Here is a 16,581-nt window from a genome sequence, read left to right on the forward strand (position 1 = left end):
CCTTTCCAGGCAGATGTGACAAGTTTACGACGGTCGAAAGTGACTGCTTTTTTGAAGGATGATTAATCACGTGACATCGAAACCCCGTTGCGATATGATATTTTTATACATAAGACGGGCAGGCCTACAGCTCTTTTCCTTCGATGAAGGAAAGGCGTTTTTTGTGCTGGGGCAATGCCCGTCAGTACAGCAGGAGGGTTCATATGCGTGCTATTTTTAAGAACGATTGGGCGACTATCTTAAATGAGGAGATGGAGCAGCCTTATTATAAACAATTGCGTGCTTTCTTAGCTGAACAATACCGGCATAAAACCATTTATCCGAGCATGCATGATATTTTTAACGCGCTTCATTATACGTCCTATGAGGATACGCGTGTCGTCATTCTGGGTCAGGATCCTTATCACGGATCGGGTCAGGCTCACGGGTTCAGCTTCTCGGTCCAGCCGGGCGTGAAGTCGCCGCCGTCGCTGCAAAATATTTTTAAAGAGCTGAAGGAAGACCTGGGATGTCCGGTTCCCGACCATGGGTATCTGCTGCCATGGGCCAAGCAGGGGGTTCTGCTGTTGAATAATGTGCTGACGGTAGAGGCTGGCTTAGCGGCATCGCATCAAGGGAACGGCTGGGAAAGGTTCACGGATGCCGTTATTGCCGCGTTAAACGAGCGCGAGCGGCCCATTGTATTCATTTTATGGGGCAAGCATGCGCAGGAGAAAGCTTCTTCGATCGATTTGGACCGTCACTGCATCATCACATCCCCGCACCCGAGTCCCTTCGCCGCGCATCGCGGCTTCTTCGGCAGCCGCCCGTTCTCGCGGACGAACGCCTTCCTGCGTCGGATCGGCAGTCCGGAGATCGATTGGTGCATACCGGCGCTGGCTTCTCTTGAAGCAGCTGCGGATAGCTCACAATAATTTATTGCTCCCTCGCGGCGTTGAGGCGGTCTGTGACAGGAGAAGAAGGATAGGAAGGCCATTTGGTGGATTGAAAAGCAAAGAACCCTTAGAAGTGGCTCTACAGCTTCTAAGGGTTCTTTGCTGATTGGTTTATCGAGCTTGAGCGGAAGTTTCGATTACAGCGGGCGAAGCTGCTGAGCTGCCGTTGGTGCCGGAACCGTTCGATGAGGAAGAGGTACCAGCATCTTGGAGTACCGGTTTGAAGGCGGAAGCGACATAAGTCGTTGCTTTCACCTCCGTGATGACTTGCGGGTACATGCGGTCTTTATCCGGATGAACGGCTTCAACCTGGATGTATGCCTGATCGCCAACGAATGTGATGGAGGCGATGCGCAGCCCGTAGCCAGGGTGAGGTGCCATGGCCGTTACCGTTACCTCTTGAATTTGCTCGTTAACGGCTTTTGTCGCAAGCTTCAAATCCGTATAGGGAAAAGGCTCCGGCTTGGTTCCCTGGTCCGGCTTCAGCGCATTCTCCTTCACGAAGACGATAGCGTCATGGAGCCATGAGGCTGCTTCTCCGCGCTTGATGGCTGTCTTCGGATAAAACTTGCCGTTCTTATCAAGTTCGGCAATCTTCGCAATGAGCAGCTTCTGAATGCTGTCCATATAAGCCGGCGTTACGTCAGCTTCATCCTTAAGCTCCATGAAAATTTCGATAAACGCATAATCGCCTTTCTCCATCATGCCTTGAAACAGATGATGGGCAAATTGCTCCCTGGTCATGAACGCAGCAGGATCGACGTCTCTGTCGATATCCAGATTGTTCAGGCTTGCGACGATGAAGGCGTCGGAATACCAGGCGCCGTCTTTGACCTTGGTGAAAGAATCGCTCGCTTCCGGCTTCTTAACAAATTTAATATGGTCGATATTCAGACCGAGTCCTTTAACGAGCATCGTTACGCCTGCAGCGTAGGTCAGCTTGTCTTGCGGCTTGAACGATCCGTCCTTCTCGCCGGCTATGACGCCCTGCTTCTGCAGCTCGTTAATTTTCGCTTCATTCGGATCGTTCTTCGTATCCGGGAACGCCCAAGCATTCTGTCCGACTGCAAGAACAAGAAGCATAATTACTGCGGAGAGAAACCATCTCTTCCTCATTCCGATCACCTCTGGAATAGATTGTCATGCGTATGTATCCTTCAGACGGACCGGCGGTCCATTTTGTTGCAGGATGGATGACAGGGAGAAGCTTCATCCGCGGACTGTCGTTTATGACGCAAAATAAAGGGACTGCCGGGAGGCAGTCCTTGCAATGGTACTATAACGGCATTGTCCAAACAATCTCGGCAATCCGCACACAAGCTTGCCGTCTGTACTTGACCTGGATTTACTTGAGCAGGGCTGACCTGACCGGTATTGTATGGGTTCAACATTCACCACTCCTTGAATTAGGTTCGAACCCGTCTTATGCGGCTGCCCAATTCCAGGAGTGGGCGTTTACCCGTATCGTATATAATTCAGTTTCATTGTATGAAAAAAGACCCGCGTGCAGCCGGGCCTTCTCGTCGTGATGGAGATGTACAGTCCAGCGTAGGAGGAACATCTTGAAGGCGCTTAGTCCTCTAGAAACGCATGCAGCTGCAAGCGACGATCACCAACAAGATAAAAAGGACCAGGATCGTTCCCGTGTTTGTAAAAGCACCACCAACACATCCGGACATTTTTCAATGCACCTCCTTGCCTGCAGGGTACATGATAAGTTATGCTCGGCGGTTGTTGAGCGATTGGGTGTACGTATTCGAAATTAATTGAGTTTCATTTGAAAATAGGGGATTTTAATCAAATCTATTAGACAAGCATACATACAATGGCAGCTTCTTCTTCATATTGATAGAGTAAGCCGTTTCTGGGGTCAGCATAGAGACCTTAAGGGAACCTCGGTAACCTCCATAACCACGACCGGAGTGGGTAAGATACGGAACCTGGGCGCTTCCGGCGTGCGCCAATAAACGTCGGGCTAAGAAGCAGGAGCGTATACGTCCTTGCTTCTTTTCTTTTTGGGCACCGCCCGCGGCATCTAGGACGAACGTTTATAAATAAACAACAAAAAAACCCTTGATTATCAAGGGTTTCAGCTTTAGAAGTATGGTGATCTGTAGTGGGCTCGAACCACTGACCCCCACCCTGTCAAGATGGTGCTCTCCCAGCTGAGCTAACAGATCATGTCGCAGTGACAAGTAATAATATATCAAGTATGAATTGGAAAGTCAACACTTTTATCAAAAAAAATTATAGCGAAAAATGAATCCTTCTCCGGAGAGGCTGTTCGAGACTATTTGATTCGCGCGAATCATATCTTGTTGATAGACGCAGTCGGATGAGGGGGAGGGGTCATGGTGAACGAAGCAGCTGATTTGGCTGTATGGCTCGTTGGTTTATTCGGTATCGTCGGGATCTTCTCGATGTTAGCGTATAACATGGTCGTGAAGGATTCATTCACGTACGATGAGCGGTTCGTATGGAGACGCAAGCTGCCCAAGGAAGCAAGACCCAAATGATAGGAAGATGACGCTTCCATGTGTTTATCCTGATGATCCTAAGCACATACTATACCCATCGTCAGAACATGAAGGCTGGGGATGGTTGAATCGTGAAAAAATTAGCAGTTCTTATTGGCAGTTTGCTTCTTTGTTCGGGATGCGCGGGCTTGCCGGGAAGATCAATGGAGGCCGTTCAAACGAATACGGTCATGATGGAGGTATATTCGGAGGGAGAAAGCGAATCGGTAATGGGCAGCGTATATGAACCTTCAGAATCAGTGCCGCTAAAGCCTAAATTGCCGGATACGGCAACGGATCCATATGCGGCTCCACTAACCGATACCTGAATAAGCCGTCCGGCGTTTCAAGCCGAAACCCGGACGTATCCCATTATTCGTCTTCCCACTTGCGCGAGTAAGCTTTCTTAGTGACCCACAGAAATAAAGCAGTCAGTACGATGACCATTATAATTGAAATTACGTAAACCGACGTCACGTCTTCGCTTCAGCTCCTTTCGACTCCCTGTACTTGTCTATCATACCTGAACAGTTCGAATAATAGAAGGGCATAGCGGGCATTCTAACCCTTGTAAAGGACAAGGAGGCTTAAGCTATGAACACATTGGAGCAAAGCGGAGCAGATAACCGGGAATCGATCGTGGCCGTCCAGAAGAATGGCGACGGAGACTTGACGGCCTTTCAAACTTCCACGGGACGCGTCCTGCAGTATGCCGAGGCGCTGCAAGAAGTGGAAGCGGGCCGTATAGCGGGCGTGAATGCCTTCAAAGGAAGAGATGGGGGCACATACATCCGCGGCGATGCGGATGGCGATCCTTCGAACAATTTGGATCAGCTGCCAACGTTCTAATCCGGGCTCAAGGGAGCCGTTATAGAAGCAGCACAAGAAGGCACAGCCGTTACGGCTGTGCCTTCTTGTGCTGCTTATTGAATTTAGAACGAATACACTTTATGCTGCTCCACGAATCGTATGCATCCGGTTCGACCCCCATACTTGGGCATCGTATCGTCATATTGGATAAGCCAAATTCGTTCTTGAACTAGCTCCGGCAGCGAATATAAAGAGACCGGCCATCAAAATATGTCGGATTTACTATGGGCAAATGCGGATACACGAACGCCTGCTTCATCATAGGATAATCTGTACCGAATGATGCGATGAGGCAGGAGTGAGGGCAGCCATGAGCAAGGCCAAGGCAGTCAAGAAGAAGAAATCCCCGTCGGACCGTAAACAAGCTGTAATGAAACTCGTTCTATCCAATACCTGTGCAGTATGCAAAACGCCCTGTGCGAGAGGAATCCGCTATTTGGAGGGAATGCGGAAACCTGGTGCGGTAGGCAAAGGGGTACCCTGCATTTTGACGCGCACATTCGTGTAAACGGTCTTGGACGCCTTCGGATGGCCACAGGCTCGGGATGTGAAGATACTTCGCGTCATATCCCGGGCAAATGATGCGATCAACACGATACGACAAATTTCTGCACAAAAAAGTTTGGCCGCTTACGCAACTTTGAACAACTGAGGGAGTATAACCTTACATCCAGACAATCGGGTGGAGGGTTTGCGAGCATGAAATTCAGAAGGCTTCTCATCTTGCTGCTGGTCATGTCATTATGGGGCGGTACGATGATGTTCGCCGATTCGGCGGCACAGAAAGTACGAGTTATCGTTAATGGAGAAGATCTTAGTGACGCAGGGCTGTTATCCGACGGGAAAACCTATTTGGCGGTACGGCAATTGGCCAACTCGCTGCAGTCACTGGTCGTTTGGGACGAAACTTCGAAGAAGGTCACGGTTTACAAACCGAACGTTCATATGTTTTTGTTCCAAGACAACACGATTTTCGGCAATGTGAACAAGGGGAACCGCTACACCTTCAAGGTGTTTGCGCAGATTGACAATCTGAAGACCGACGTTGCGGCGGTCAAGGTTTCGATCTTTGATCCTTCCGGCAGCGAGAAAGTCATACAATCGCAGAACGTATCGTTGAATAACAAGGACAACTTCTGGTATCGAACGGACGACATTAAATATAATTTTGACTCGTCTGGCAAGTATGCGGTTCGTTTCTTCATGAAAGTGAACGCAACCGACGAGTGGAACCTGGTATCCGAAAAAATAATAACCGCGCAATAGGTCGGTTTAAATTCCCTCGCCGTGCTGATTGGCGGGGGTGTTTTGTTTGACCGGCCATGGATCTCATGTTACGATACGAAGGAAAGTCCATAGATGAACTGAAATGAGGGTATCCCATGAGTGAACACCAACACGGAGACAATTGCGGTTGTGGGCATGACCATGATCATGAGCATGAAGAGCATGTATTTCTAGTGACGGACGAAGAAGGCGTAGAGCGTGAGATGGTCATGGTTTACACCTTCGAATCGGAAGAGAAAGCCTATGCAGTCCTGCTGGATCGTAACGATCCGGAAGCTGACGGCGTTATTTTCCGGATTGAGGAAGAGAACGAGGAAGCATTCCTTGTCGGCATCGAGGACGATGCGGAATGGGATCGCGTTACGCGTATTTATGAAGAAATCGCCCAAAGCGAGAACGAAGCTTAGAATAGCAAGCGTCTTGGAAGCAAATACAAGCTCCGGAACCTGTCCCAGGTACCGGAGCTTGTTTGTCGTTGTTATTTGCGCGGGTTGTAATAGATCGTCCGGCCGTTGAACATCTTCAACTCGGCCTGCAGCTGCTTGGCCATATATTTGCACAGCTCGTTGCCTTTCGCCTTGTCGCCATGGGTGGCCGAATCAGGCAGAACGACCTGAACATAGGCCCGTTCGCGGTCGCCGTCTTGCTTTGTTCCGACTCCGAACAGGATGTAGTTGTACAGTGGGCTTGTTCCCTTCAAATAGAACCAGCGGTCTTCCTCTCCGGGTTTCGTCTCGACCGTATACGGAAAGGCGGCCTCTGTGTAATCCCATCCAAGCTGCCTGCCTGTCAGCGATGTTTGTTCACAGTAACGATTCAGTTGTGTTTTCACCTGGTCGAGATCAAGTCGTTCGACGAGAGAGCCGTCCGTAAAAGTGATGTAAGCGCTTTGACCCAATGTAGTCCACCCCCTTCAACATCATAGCATCCCTGGCTAAGATTGACAATAACTGCCTGTCACCGTTGACAACGGTCAGCGGGGGCGCAAGTAGAAGAAGGCCGGGGATCGCTCCCCGGCCTTCTCGCGTGTGGCAGATTATGAAATTGCCGTTTCCTCTACGATCACTTTGACGAATTGGATGCTGCGGTCCTCAGGCCCTTTGACCGGCAGTCCGATTTCAACATGATCGATGATGTAATCGATATTTTGCTGAGAAATGACCTCGCCTGGAAGTAGAATCGGGATGCCAGGCGGGTAAACATATATAAACTCGGCGATAATGCGGCCTGCGGATTCTTTGAACGGGACAATTTCCGTCTCGGCATAGAATGCGTCGCGAGGTGTGAGCGAGAGCTGGGGAATTTCCGGGATCTTGACAACCAGCTCCTTCGCTTCGTTCACCTTGTGGTGCGTCTGGGCAAGGTCGCGCAGTCCGGCCAGCAGCTTATCGATCGAATCGCGAGTGTCCCCCGGCGTAACCAGACAAAGAATATTGTACATGTCGCTCAATTCGACTTCGATATTGTAGTTGTCGCGCAGCCAATTCTCGGTTTCATATCCGGTAATGCCCAGATGGCGCACGTGAATGGTCAATTTGGTCGGATCGATATCATAAGTCGCTTCGTCGCCCAGTATTTCTTCCCCTACGCAGGACAAGCCCGGTATCGTGTTTATCTCATTGCGGGCAAGCTGTGCAAGAGCGATCGTCTGCTCTGCGATATCGTGACCGTTCAGTGCCAGATTCCGCCGGGAGGTATCCAGGGAAGCGAGCAAAATGTACGAAGTCGAAGTGGTTGTGAGCATGCTGATGATGGTCTGGATGCGATGCGGGTTAACGCGTCCCTTGCGGACGTTGAGCACGGAGCTCTGCGTCATGGAACCGCCTAGCTTGTGTACGCTGGTTGCAGCCATATCCGCCCCTGCCTGCATGGCCGACATCGGAAGCTTCTCGTGAAAATGGATGAGAACGCCATGCGCTTCATCGACAAGCACGGGAATGTCATAGCTGTGAACCAGATCGACGATTTCTTTGAGATTCGCACAGATGCCGAAATAAGTCGGGTTAATGACGAGAACGGCCTTCGCGTCGGGATGCCGGTCCAGCGCCCGCTTGACCGAGCGGGTTGTAATGCCGTGATCGATGCCAAGATTCGAGTCGCGTGCAGGCGAGATGAATACGGGCCGCGCGCCTGCGAAAATAATCGCCGACATAATCGATTTGTGCACGTTCCGGGGGACGATGATTTTGTCGCCGGGAGCGCAAACCGATAGAATCATGGTCATAATGGCTCCGCTTGTTCCTTGTACCGAAAAAAAGGTATAATCGGCTCCGAAAGCGTCGGCTGCCAATTTTTGTGACTCCTCGATAACGCCTGTAGGCTGGTGTAGATCATCCAATGGGGCAATATTGATCAAGTCGATCGACAACGCATTATCGCCGATAAACGATCTGAATTCAGGATCGCTGCCCAGACCTTTCTTATGTCCGGGAATATGAAATTGAACCGGATTGTGAGATGCATGCTCGCGTAGAGCGCTGAACAATGGGGTACGAGAATGATCCATCGTTATTCTTCCCCACCTTTCGTCAAGATTCGTTAACAAACAAGGATGAGTATAGCAAAAACAGGGGGGATTGCAAGCGGCATTTTTGTAGAAACTAGAGAAGAGTGGAAGTCTTGTTGTTAAAGGGAAAGGAGCGCACCTATGAAACTCGCTAACGGCTGGGCCGGCAAAAAAGTGCTGACATCGCCTTTTGTCGTCCAATTGCTGACCATCATGTTCTTCGTTGAATTTGTAAAAGGAGCTCTTCTCATATCCATCCTTCCCGTATACATGGGAACGGTACTAGGCCTGTCCGCTTATGCGGTTGGATGGGCGTTAGCTCTGCAATATATCGGCGATAATGCCTTCCGCAGCCCGCTCGGTTGGATCATCGACCGGATTGGATACCGGTACGTGATGCTGTTCGGCGTCTTATTTACGTTTGCTTCCGTCGCGATCATATCGCTGACTTCGGCCTTCGGATGGGTCATTCTCGCATGTGTACTATTAGGAGTCGGAACATCGCCGCTCTGGCCTTGCGTCATTACGGGGGCGACGGCTGTCGCCGGGAATGAAGCGAGCGGCACCATTATGAGCGTCGTCTATATGGCTTGGCTGATCGGGGTCGGTTCCGGACCGATCATCATTAATTTCTTTATTGTAGATAATACGTATGCATCGGCCTTCCGCATCCTGATCGGCATGATGATCGTTGTCGTGATGGTAGCGTTCTTTCTGCCAGGAAGACAACGCTCGATGGAAATCGAAGGGCGTCAGGAAACCGGAGCGGCGGCGAAAAGAAAACGTTCGAAACCTTCGCTTAGCGTTCGAATTTCCGGTTATTTCGCGAAAGTCCGTCGTTCCATGCATGCCAGCCGGCTGCTGTATCCGGCCATGTTTACACAAAATTTCGCTTTAGGCCTGTTAACGCCTGTACTGACCTTGTATGCCCGGACGGTGCTTCATCTGACACCGCAGCAATACAGCATGTATTTGGTTGCCGGCGGGGCGATTACGGTTCTGGGGCTCATCCCCGTCGGAAAGTGGGTCGACCGTTTCGGAACGAAGTGGTTCCTGCATGTCGGCTTCCTCTTATCCGCCGTGGCGCTGCCGGTGCTTGGCTACACCCGGTCGCTGCCGTATGTCCTCGTTATTGTCGGAATCATCGGCTTAGGCTATGCGCTCATCATACCGGCTTGGAACGCGCTTATCGCCGAAGCCATTCCGAAATCGGAACGCGGTGCGGTCTGGGGATTCTTCCTGACGATTGAAGGGCTGGGCATGGTGTTCGGAAGCATCATGTCCGGCAAGCTGTACGATATGTTCGGGCCGCACGCCCCGTTTCTCGTGAGCGGTTCCGTCCTGCTGCTGCTGTTTGTTCTTCATTTGTTCATAACTAGACGTCCGGCAGTTGTGGTACGATGATAGGTGGAGGGAACTAATGATGAGAGATAAACGGCTTGGCATCGTTATGATGATGCTTATTACGACATTTATCGGTTTCGGGATTATTATTCCTGTTTTACCCGAGCTTATTAAAGAAGCGAGTCCGGGATCGGTCGAGTTTCATACCGGGATGATGCTGTCGATTTATTCGGCCATATCCTTCGTGCTGTCTCCGATATGGGGCGGGCTGTCCGACCGGATCGGACGCCGGCCGGTAATATTGATCGGCGTGCTAGGCTTCGCCGCGAGCTTCCTCGTATTCGGAATTGCGGACGGGAATTTAACGCTTATGTACGTCTCCCGTATTCTTGGCGGCTTGTTCTCGGGAGCGGTAACCTCGGTAATCGTCGCGTATGTGGCGGATATTACGCCGCCGGATCAGCGCACGAAAGGGATGGGGCTGGTGGGCATGTCTATCGGTCTCGGCTTTACGATCGGCCCCGGCTTTGGCGGCCTGCTTAGTCTCGTATCGCATAATACGCCGTTCTATGCAGCCGCAGCTCTTGCGCTAATTACGTTCGCGCTGGCTTTCGCCAAGCTGACGGAATCGTTAACGCCGGAACAGCGTGCCGCTTCCCATGGACGGAAACCGTCCCGATGGACAGCCTTTACAGGCTCGTTGAAATATTTATACATACTTGCCCTGTTCGTATCGTTGTCGCTTGCAGGACTGGAAGCGACGCTTCAGCTCTTCGGGATGAAGCGGTTCGACGTTACGCCGCTCCAGGTCGGCATTATGTTTCTGGTCTGCGGTCTGGTTGGCGCGCTCATTCAGGGCGGCGTCGTCCGCCGCAGAATCCGCAAGGGAGAAGAGCCCAAGTATATTGCAGCGGGGCTCGTCATTTCCGCGGTCGGCTTCCTGCTGCTGGTTACGTCGCATTCATTATGGACGGCAACGCTGTATCTTGCTATCTTCGGCATCGGCAATGCGCTGATCCGTCCGTGTGTAACTTCGCTAATTACCCAGAAGACGACCGTCGGACAAGGGGTTGCATCGGGTCTAAGCTCATCCATGGACAGTCTGGGACGGATTCTGGGCCCGTTGATGGGAGCATTCTTGTTCACCGTCGATATCGAGCTGCCGTATTTAATCGGAGGCTTCCTGTCCCTGGCCGCGCTGCTGCTGCTGCTGCGGTTTCGGATGCTGGACCGCGGCGCCCACGAACAGACGAATTCGAGCTCAGTGTAAGAAGGGTACAAGCATGAAAGAGATTGATAGGCTCGAAAGCCGATTTCGGCCGTCCCTAACGGACGGAAGGGATCGGCTTGTTTTTTTGAGGAGGCATTGGCGATGAATATCGTATGGGTAGAGGATGAAGAAAAGCTGCTGGCGGAGTGTATCGCCTTCTTCGAGCAGGTGGGCTACCGCGTGTACGGCGTGTCGACCTACGAGGAGGCGGTGGACTGCATTGAACGCGCCTTGCCGGATTTATTGATTGTCGACTGGATGCTGCCCGGCGGCGGGAGCGGCATTGATTTGTGCAAACGGAACGAGCGGCAATGGAACCTGCCGATCATTATGGTAACGGCAAAAGGCGATGAGTTTGACAAAGTGCTCGCGCTCGAGCTTGGAGCCGACGATTACGTATCCAAACCATTCGGTTTACGCGAACTGGCTGCCCGGATTAAAGCCGTTATGAGGCGTTCGCGCCGGCCGGTGCCTGGGCTGGAGTCAAGCGAAGCTGCAGAGGGAGTCATTTACCGGGGGGACCTGGTAATCGATTCGAACAAGTATACGGTATCCCGAGATAGCTTGAAAGTGGACTTGACCCGCACGGAATTCATGCTGCTCCAGAAGCTTGCTTCACATCCGGGGAGGGTCTATACACGCATGCAGCTGATGGACGAGGCGCTGGGCGATGCTTATGTCGGCTTCGAGCGCACGATGGATTCCCATATTCGCAACTTAAGGCGCAAGCTTGAGCCGATACCGGCCGAACCCCGCTATGTTCTTACCGTGTATGGAGTGGGCTATGCATTCAACGAAGAGGTGTAACGTCATATGCTTAATCTGAGCAAGCCTGCAGCGGCTAAACTTCTGGGCGGGTTCGCGGCTATGATGGCAGCGTTTATCGTCGTCTTGATCGGCTGGTCCATACAGGTCAGCGGCGGACGCGACACGGAGGAGCGCCTGTCGCTCTATTGGAGCCGGTATGCCTCTGTCTATTACGAAAATCACGGGAGCTGGGAGGGGTTCGCCCACGTCATGGAAGCGGATGGGGCCCGGTATCCGGAGCGTGTTCCTTTCCGTGCGGCATTCAAGGACGAGCAGGGGAATCTGCTGGCTGCATATGTATCGCATGACGAATTCGGGACGGACGCGGGCGATGCCGGGATGTCGAAGCCGTTAATCGTGAACGGGCGGATTGTCGGTTACAGCGTAACGGAAGCCCGGTTCGATTATAGCCCTGGCTTGCCGGTCTGGCTGTCAGCGATTCTGCTGGCAGCCGTCGTGTACGGGTTATTCTTGTTATGGCATGCGGGATTCCAACGGGAGTTCCGCCGCAAAATGCAGCATATCTCGGTATTGGCGCAGCAGCTGGCGGAGGAGCGTGCCGATATGGGCGGATCTAAGCCGCAAGCGCCCGCTTCGGATCCGGAAACGGCTATGCCTGCAGTGGAGCTTGCCTTGGAACGCGCCCGCCTCCGCTTGCGCAGACTCGAGACGGTCAGACGGACGATGGTCGCCGACATCGCCCACGAGCTGCGGACGCCGCTGGCGGTTATGCGCACGCAATTGGACAATGCGATCTATGCAGGCGAGCCGCTGCCCCTTGCCAAGACCTCGGCGTTATATGATGAAACGATTCGAATGTCCAAGCTGGTCCGCGACCTGCAGGAGCTGGCGCTTGCGGAAACCGGGCATCTGCCGCTCGAGAAGCACTGGTTCTCGCTCACGGAGCTTGTGGAATCGGTCGTGGAAATGCTGTCGGCGGAGGCGGAGGAGAGAAGCGTTAGCATTCGATTCCGATCGGATGGCGAGATCAAGCTGTTCGCGGATCAGGTGCGGATCAGGCAGGCCGTCGTCAATTTGACGGGCAATGCGCTGCGGCATGCCCGCCAAGAGATTCGGGTCAAACTTGAACTGGATGCCGGCCGGGTCGTCTTCGAAGTAACGGATGACGGATGGGGAATCGAGGAAGAGGAACTGCCGCATTTATTCGATCGGTTCTATAGAGGCAAACCGATCGAGTCCTCGTCGCAGCAAGGACGGAAGAGCACGGGGCTCGGACTCGGCTTGGCGATTGCGAAGCAGTATGCCGAGGCTCATGGCGGACAGATTACGGTAAGCAGCCAGTGGGGCGAAGGTGCGCGCTTCGGGCTTATCCTGCCGGTAATAGCGGAGTAAGGGATCGGCGGGACCTAAGAAATCTGCATCAGTTCTGCATATTTGCTCCATGATGGCTGCACACGGGTTTGATACGTTATAGGCGACCCATTTATATACTGAGGTGAGACGCTGGAATGATACGTATCCAAGGATTAACGAAGACGTTCGGAACGGGAGAAGCGGCTACCCGTGCACTCAAGCAGGTTAGCTTCGACATTCAGCAGGGCGAGACGGTATCGATTACAGGCCCGTCCGGCTGCGGCAAGACGACATTATTGCATCTGATGGCAGGCATCGAGCAGATGGACGCAGGCGAAGTCTGGATTGGGGATACGCCCATTCACCTGTTGAAGGAACGGGAGCTGTCGCGGTTCCGGCTGGAGAAAATGGGCTTCGTCTTTCAATCGTACCATCTGGTACCGGTTCTGAGCGCTTGGGAGAATGCGGCGCTGCCGCTCATTGCGCAAGGCGTGAAGAGAAAGGCGGCCAGGGAGCGCGCCATGGACGCGCTTATGCGCGTCGGCTTGGCTGACCGGGCCAACCGCTATCCATCCGAGCTGTCGGGCGGTCAGAATCAGAGGGTGGCGATAGCCAGGGCGATCGTCGGAGAACCGCTCATTCTGTGGGCGGACGAGCCGACGGGGGCGCTCGATACGGATACCGCCGAGCAGGTCGTCGGGCTGCTCGATATGCTGAACAACCATTATAGGACGACGATCGTTATGGTCACGCATGATCCGCAAATTGCCGCACGTACCCATCGTACGATCCGCATGCAGAACGGGCGAATCGTTCATGACGGAGGCGACAGGTCATGATCGGCAATCGTCTGGTATGGAAAATGGCATGGGAAAACATGCGCAGACAATGGAAGCAGACATTGCTCACGACTGCCGCCGGAGCGATCGGCGCCCTGCTCATTACGGTCTCGTTCGTCAATTACCAGTCTGTGAAGCATAGCGGCGACGCATGGATCGCCGCACGCTTCGGAGCGATCGACTGGGAGCTGAGACCGATGGACGGAGATCAGCGGGCATTCACGGCCGAAGCGGCCGACTCGATAATGGCGGCTTATAAGAAGGGCGGGGCTGATGTGCGGTTCCTGCCGGTCGTGGAAGGCGATACGACGCTGATTGCCGGAAGCAAGGAGCAGCAGCGGAGCAAGACCGGCATGCTGGCCATCGGATTGTCCGCCGACCGGGCCGAGTCATTCGATTCCACGCAGCCCGATGTCTGGAGCAGCAGCCTTCGGCCCGACGAAGCGGTTGTGGATGAGGAAACCGCGGCTGATTTGAACATCCGTCAGGGAGACGGGATTCAATTGCTTGACCATGAAGGCAAGCAGCGGCTGTTTCAAGTCCGGCACGTTGCCCGGCAGACGGGATTGACCGGTTACCGGGGCGGGAACGCTGCGGCGGCGGGGACGGTTATCGTCAGCGAAGAGGCCGCGCGTAAGCTTGTCGGCATGGAGCATGACGGCTATCATTCGCTGCTGGCCGGACGAATGGATCCAAGCGATCCGGTGCAAGGATTTTCCTATTTCGAGAATGCCGATTCGGAGCCGTTTCAGCTGCGCATGTTGAAATATCATGCCGAGAGCAAAGCCAATAATCTAAGTGTGTCATTCATCGTCTCCATGATCAGCGGGGTGGCCATCGCATCCAGCGCGCTTCTGATGCGGCAGGTGCTGGTCATGATCGCCGAAGGGAGACGGGGGATGTACGGCGTGCTGCGCGCCATTGGGATATCCCGACGTCAGATTGGCGGCATGTTCGCAGCCGAAGCGCTGCTGCTGTCGCTGTTCAGCGCTGCGGCGGGAACGCTGCTTGGCACGGCGGGCGGGTTCGCGCTCGTTAAGCTGTTCTATGGCGTATATTCCGAAGAGCTGTCGAGGATCAGCGGGGCGAGCATTCCGGTTACGCCTTACGTGAGCATAGCCGGCTCCGTTCAATTATTTGCGGTCATAACGCTCTTCTTGGCCGCTATCGGCCTATTGGTTGCGCGGAAAGCCGGCCGTATTCGGATCGTAGAAGCGCTGCGCGATTCATCGGCCGCATCCGTATCCTCATACAAGGGCGGAAAAGGCATCCGTCAGCTTGCTATTGTTTGTTTATGCGCGGCTGCTGTCTTTGCGCATCTGTATCAGTCGCTCATCGATATCCCGGAACTAAACGGCAGCCGCATGGGATGGATTCTATTCTTGTGGCTGACCGGCTGCATTGGAACGGTGGTCCTTGCGCTCCGGCTTGTATCCGGCGGAGCGGGGATATTCGGTGCTATTGCCAGACAGCTGCGATTCCCGGATGTATCCGTGCTGCTTGCCGTCCGATATCCGAACGTGCACCGGGGCCGGACATTGACGATTGCTCTCTTATTCGCATTCGTCATGATGACGCTAACCTTTATGTCGAGTATATCATCCATGCTGCAGAGGGCGAATGACGTGGACCGGACCAACCAGACGATGCTGGGTTTCGGAGGGTATGTCGGGTACGCCGCCCCCGAACAGAAAGCGGACATTCTATCGATCGTGGAGAATGACCCTCAGATCGCGGAACGGGTTGCGTCTGTAGCAACGGTAGAGCCCTATATGCTGCTAATGGAGAAGCAGGGCAGCGCCCAAGCGATTGTTCCGGTCACGGATAAGCTGGTTAGCGGCGGCGGGTTGAAGCTAATCGAGAGAGACGAGCGATTCGGCAGCGATGAAGAGGTGTGGAAGGCGGTCATGAACGATCCGGCCTATATTGTCCTGCCCATATCCGATCGGTACGAGCCAGGGGGCGAAGGAAGCGGCGAAAGGCGGGAGATTCGCATTAACGCCGGCGATCGGATTACGCTGCCGATCTATGAGAACAAGCTTAGGACACTCCAGGAGGAGTGGACGCCATTAGCGGAACGGACGTTTGTAGTTGCCGGATTTGCCGATGAGAATTCAGATGATAAAACCAAGCTTCACGTATACGACGCTACGTATGTGAACGAATCCGTTCACCGGGAGCTGCGGGGCTATGGTTTCAAATGGACGAATCAGCCTGAGCTCGGATTCGTTCTGGTCCAGTTCGATTACAGGGATGTAGAGGCCGCTCAGAACCTCAAGGACAGATTCGTCGTGAACGGAATCATGACGTTCACCTCGCCTTATGCGGACAATGCGGCGGAGCAGCTCGTCAATCTCCAATTGTTCCGCGGATTTATCGGGTTTACGGCATTATCCGCGCTAATCGGGCTTCTTGGCCTTGCCGTCGTACAGTTCCGTGCGGTGCGGGAGAGAAGCAAAGCGATCGCGATGATGCGCTGTATCGGCTTATCCGGCAAGCAGATCACCCGAATGTTCTTGCTCGAAGGGACGGTTGTGGCGGTGGTGGGTTTGTTAGCGGGCTGGGCCATCGGTACGACGGGGTCGAACCTGTTCATTCATACCGTCGCCCAGGATGTGAAGCCTCATGAGGAGCCGATTCCGTTTCATTACCCGTACGATTGGATCATTCCCATGTTGATCGGACTGCTGCTGGCTGCCGTATTGATCAATATCGGGCCGGCCCGGGCGGCTCTCAAGCTGACTCCCGGGGATGCTCTCCGGTCATCCAATGAATGATATCGGTGCAGCGCGCATTCGATAGTCGCTCCTTCTCCATGCCTGCTCATAATGGCAAGAAAACGGTGACATTTATCCATTATTCGGTTAATCTTGTTCTGATGTCTAATTCATTG

18 protein-coding genes and 1 tRNA gene are annotated in these 16,581 nt (G+C 53.4%); 12 read left to right on the plus strand and 7 right to left on the minus strand.

Annotated features, from left to right (window positions below):
• Positions 1–203 precede the first annotated feature (203 nt).
• Positions 204–914 (plus strand): uracil-DNA glycosylase, encoded by a 711-nt coding sequence (locus L1F29_RS10665; RefSeq protein WP_258388290.1) that lies wholly within the window; start codon positions 204–206, stop codon positions 912–914.
• 132 nt (positions 915–1,046) lie between these two features.
• Here L1F29_RS10665 and L1F29_RS10670 read toward each other — a convergent pair whose 3' ends face one another.
• From L1F29_RS10670 to L1F29_RS10680, 3 genes are all read right to left on the minus strand, one after another.
• On the minus strand, positions 1,047–2,051 hold the full coding sequence (locus tag L1F29_RS10670; RefSeq protein ID WP_258388291.1) for an S-layer homology domain-containing protein: 1,005 nt from the start codon (positions 2,049–2,051) through the stop codon (positions 1,047–1,049).
• Positions 2,052–2,515: 464 nt separating this feature from the next.
• Positions 2,516–2,614, minus strand: a complete 99-nt coding sequence (yjcZ, locus tag L1F29_RS10675) for a sporulation protein YjcZ (RefSeq protein WP_258388292.1) — start codon at positions 2,612–2,614, stop codon at positions 2,516–2,518.
• Between the two features lie 425 nt (positions 2,615–3,039).
• Positions 3,040–3,115 (minus strand) — tRNA-Val (locus tag L1F29_RS10680).
• Positions 3,116–3,286: 171 nt separating this feature from the next.
• On the opposite strand from L1F29_RS10680, the gene L1F29_RS10685 reads away from it, so the two are divergent.
• Positions 3,287–3,451 carry a hypothetical protein gene (locus L1F29_RS10685; RefSeq protein ID WP_258388293.1) on the plus strand — a complete coding sequence of 55 codons (165 nt, stop codon included), beginning with the start codon at positions 3,287–3,289 and terminating at the stop codon, positions 3,449–3,451.
• A gap of 92 nt (positions 3,452–3,543) precedes the next feature.
• Positions 3,544–3,780, plus strand: a complete 237-nt coding sequence (locus L1F29_RS10690; RefSeq protein WP_258388294.1) for a hypothetical protein — start codon at positions 3,544–3,546, stop codon at positions 3,778–3,780.
• 43 nt (positions 3,781–3,823) lie between these two features.
• On the opposite strand, the gene L1F29_RS34640 is transcribed toward L1F29_RS10690, so the two are convergent.
• A complete protein-coding gene (locus L1F29_RS34640; protein WP_507765386.1) occupies positions 3,824–3,898 on the minus strand; it encodes a hypothetical protein in 75 nt (24 codons plus the stop codon).
• A 147-nt stretch (positions 3,899–4,045) separates the two neighbouring features.
• Here L1F29_RS34640 and L1F29_RS10695 point away from each other — a divergent pair, with 147 nt between their 5' ends.
• Entirely contained in the window at positions 4,046–4,300 is a 255-nt protein-coding gene (locus L1F29_RS10695; protein ID WP_258388295.1) for a DUF3892 domain-containing protein, read from the plus strand.
• An 83-nt stretch (positions 4,301–4,383) separates the two neighbouring features.
• Here the strand turns inward: L1F29_RS10695 and L1F29_RS34645 are convergent, their stop codons facing one another.
• The gene (locus tag L1F29_RS34645; protein WP_507765387.1) at positions 4,384–4,503 is read right to left on the minus strand and encodes a hypothetical protein; all 120 of its coding nucleotides are present in this window, start codon (positions 4,501–4,503) and stop codon (positions 4,384–4,386) included.
• A gap of 517 nt (positions 4,504–5,020) precedes the next feature.
• Between L1F29_RS34645 and L1F29_RS10705 the strand changes: the two genes are divergently transcribed.
• Together L1F29_RS10705 and L1F29_RS10710 are read left to right on the plus strand one after the other, a co-directional pair.
• Positions 5,021–5,587, plus strand: coding sequence for a stalk domain-containing protein (locus tag L1F29_RS10705; protein WP_258388297.1), 567 nt, complete (start codon positions 5,021–5,023; stop codon positions 5,585–5,587).
• Positions 5,588–5,703: 116 nt separating this feature from the next.
• Positions 5,704–6,015 (plus strand): DUF1292 domain-containing protein, encoded by a 312-nt coding sequence (locus tag L1F29_RS10710; RefSeq protein ID WP_258388298.1) that lies wholly within the window; start codon positions 5,704–5,706, stop codon positions 6,013–6,015.
• 71 nt (positions 6,016–6,086) lie between these two features.
• Here the strand turns inward: L1F29_RS10710 and L1F29_RS10715 are convergent, their stop codons facing one another.
• Positions 6,087–6,506, minus strand: coding sequence for a DUF1885 family protein (locus L1F29_RS10715; RefSeq protein ID WP_258388299.1), 420 nt, complete (start codon positions 6,504–6,506; stop codon positions 6,087–6,089).
• A 138-nt stretch (positions 6,507–6,644) separates the two neighbouring features.
• Positions 6,645–8,114 carry an aminotransferase class I/II-fold pyridoxal phosphate-dependent enzyme gene (locus tag L1F29_RS10720; protein ID WP_258388300.1) on the minus strand — a complete coding sequence of 490 codons (1,470 nt, stop codon included), beginning with the start codon at positions 8,112–8,114 and terminating at the stop codon, positions 6,645–6,647.
• A gap of 141 nt (positions 8,115–8,255) precedes the next feature.
• Between L1F29_RS10720 and L1F29_RS10725 the strand changes: the two genes are divergently transcribed.
• The 6 genes from L1F29_RS10725 (at position 8,256) to L1F29_RS10750 (ending at position 16,465) form a co-directional block, all read left to right on the plus strand.
• On the plus strand, positions 8,256–9,518 hold the full coding sequence (locus L1F29_RS10725) for an MFS transporter (protein ID WP_258388301.1): 1,263 nt from the start codon (positions 8,256–8,258) through the stop codon (positions 9,516–9,518).
• A 19-nt stretch (positions 9,519–9,537) separates the two neighbouring features.
• A complete protein-coding gene (locus L1F29_RS10730; protein ID WP_258389663.1) occupies positions 9,538–10,728 on the plus strand; it encodes an MFS transporter in 1,191 nt (396 codons plus the stop codon).
• A gap of 102 nt (positions 10,729–10,830) precedes the next feature.
• Positions 10,831–11,535 (plus strand): winged helix-turn-helix domain-containing protein, encoded by a 705-nt coding sequence (locus L1F29_RS10735; protein WP_258388302.1) that lies wholly within the window; start codon positions 10,831–10,833, stop codon positions 11,533–11,535.
• A 6-nt stretch (positions 11,536–11,541) separates the two neighbouring features.
• Complete coding sequence (locus L1F29_RS10740; RefSeq protein WP_258388303.1) at positions 11,542–12,888, plus strand: sensor histidine kinase; 1,347 nt, start codon at positions 11,542–11,544, stop codon at positions 12,886–12,888.
• A 116-nt stretch (positions 12,889–13,004) separates the two neighbouring features.
• A complete protein-coding gene (locus L1F29_RS10745; protein ID WP_258388304.1) occupies positions 13,005–13,688 on the plus strand; it encodes an ABC transporter ATP-binding protein in 684 nt (227 codons plus the stop codon).
• Positions 13,685–16,465, plus strand: a complete 2,781-nt coding sequence (locus tag L1F29_RS10750) for an FtsX-like permease family protein (protein ID WP_258388305.1) — start codon at positions 13,685–13,687, stop codon at positions 16,463–16,465. The genes L1F29_RS10745 and L1F29_RS10750 overlap by 4 nt, the downstream gene beginning before the upstream one ends.
• The last annotated feature ends 116 nt before the right edge of the window (positions 16,466–16,581 follow it).

Source organism: Paenibacillus spongiae, from assembly GCF_024734895.1.
GTDB lineage: Bacteria > Bacillota > Bacilli > Paenibacillales > Paenibacillaceae > Paenibacillus_Z > Paenibacillus_Z spongiae.

Coding starts and splice junctions, on each gene's coding strand:
- L1F29_RS10665 (WP_258388290.1), top strand. CDS start 204: ATGCGTGCTATTTTTAAGAACGATTGGGCGACTATCTTAAATGAGGAG.
- L1F29_RS10670 (WP_258388291.1), bottom strand. CDS start 2,051: ATGAGGAAGAGATGGTTTCTCTCCGCAGTAATTATGCTTCTTGTTCTT.
- yjcZ (WP_258388292.1), bottom strand. CDS start 2,614: ATGTCCGGATGTGTTGGTGGTGCTTTTACAAACACGGGAACGATCCTG.
- L1F29_RS10685 (WP_258388293.1), top strand. CDS start 3,287: ATGGTGAACGAAGCAGCTGATTTGGCTGTATGGCTCGTTGGTTTATTC.
- L1F29_RS10695 (WP_258388295.1), top strand. CDS start 4,046: ATGAACACATTGGAGCAAAGCGGAGCAGATAACCGGGAATCGATCGTG.
- L1F29_RS10705 (WP_258388297.1), top strand. CDS start 5,021: ATGAAATTCAGAAGGCTTCTCATCTTGCTGCTGGTCATGTCATTATGG.
- L1F29_RS10710 (WP_258388298.1), top strand. CDS start 5,704: ATGAGTGAACACCAACACGGAGACAATTGCGGTTGTGGGCATGACCAT.
- L1F29_RS10720 (WP_258388300.1), bottom strand. CDS start 8,114: ATGGATCATTCTCGTACCCCATTGTTCAGCGCTCTACGCGAGCATGCA.
- L1F29_RS10725 (WP_258388301.1), top strand. CDS start 8,256: ATGAAACTCGCTAACGGCTGGGCCGGCAAAAAAGTGCTGACATCGCCT.
- L1F29_RS10730 (WP_258389663.1), top strand. CDS start 9,538: ATGAGAGATAAACGGCTTGGCATCGTTATGATGATGCTTATTACGACA.
- L1F29_RS10735 (WP_258388302.1), top strand. CDS start 10,831: ATGAATATCGTATGGGTAGAGGATGAAGAAAAGCTGCTGGCGGAGTGT.
- L1F29_RS10740 (WP_258388303.1), top strand. CDS start 11,542: ATGCTTAATCTGAGCAAGCCTGCAGCGGCTAAACTTCTGGGCGGGTTC.
- L1F29_RS10745 (WP_258388304.1), top strand. CDS start 13,005: ATGATACGTATCCAAGGATTAACGAAGACGTTCGGAACGGGAGAAGCG.
- L1F29_RS10750 (WP_258388305.1), top strand. CDS start 13,685: ATGATCGGCAATCGTCTGGTATGGAAAATGGCATGGGAAAACATGCGC.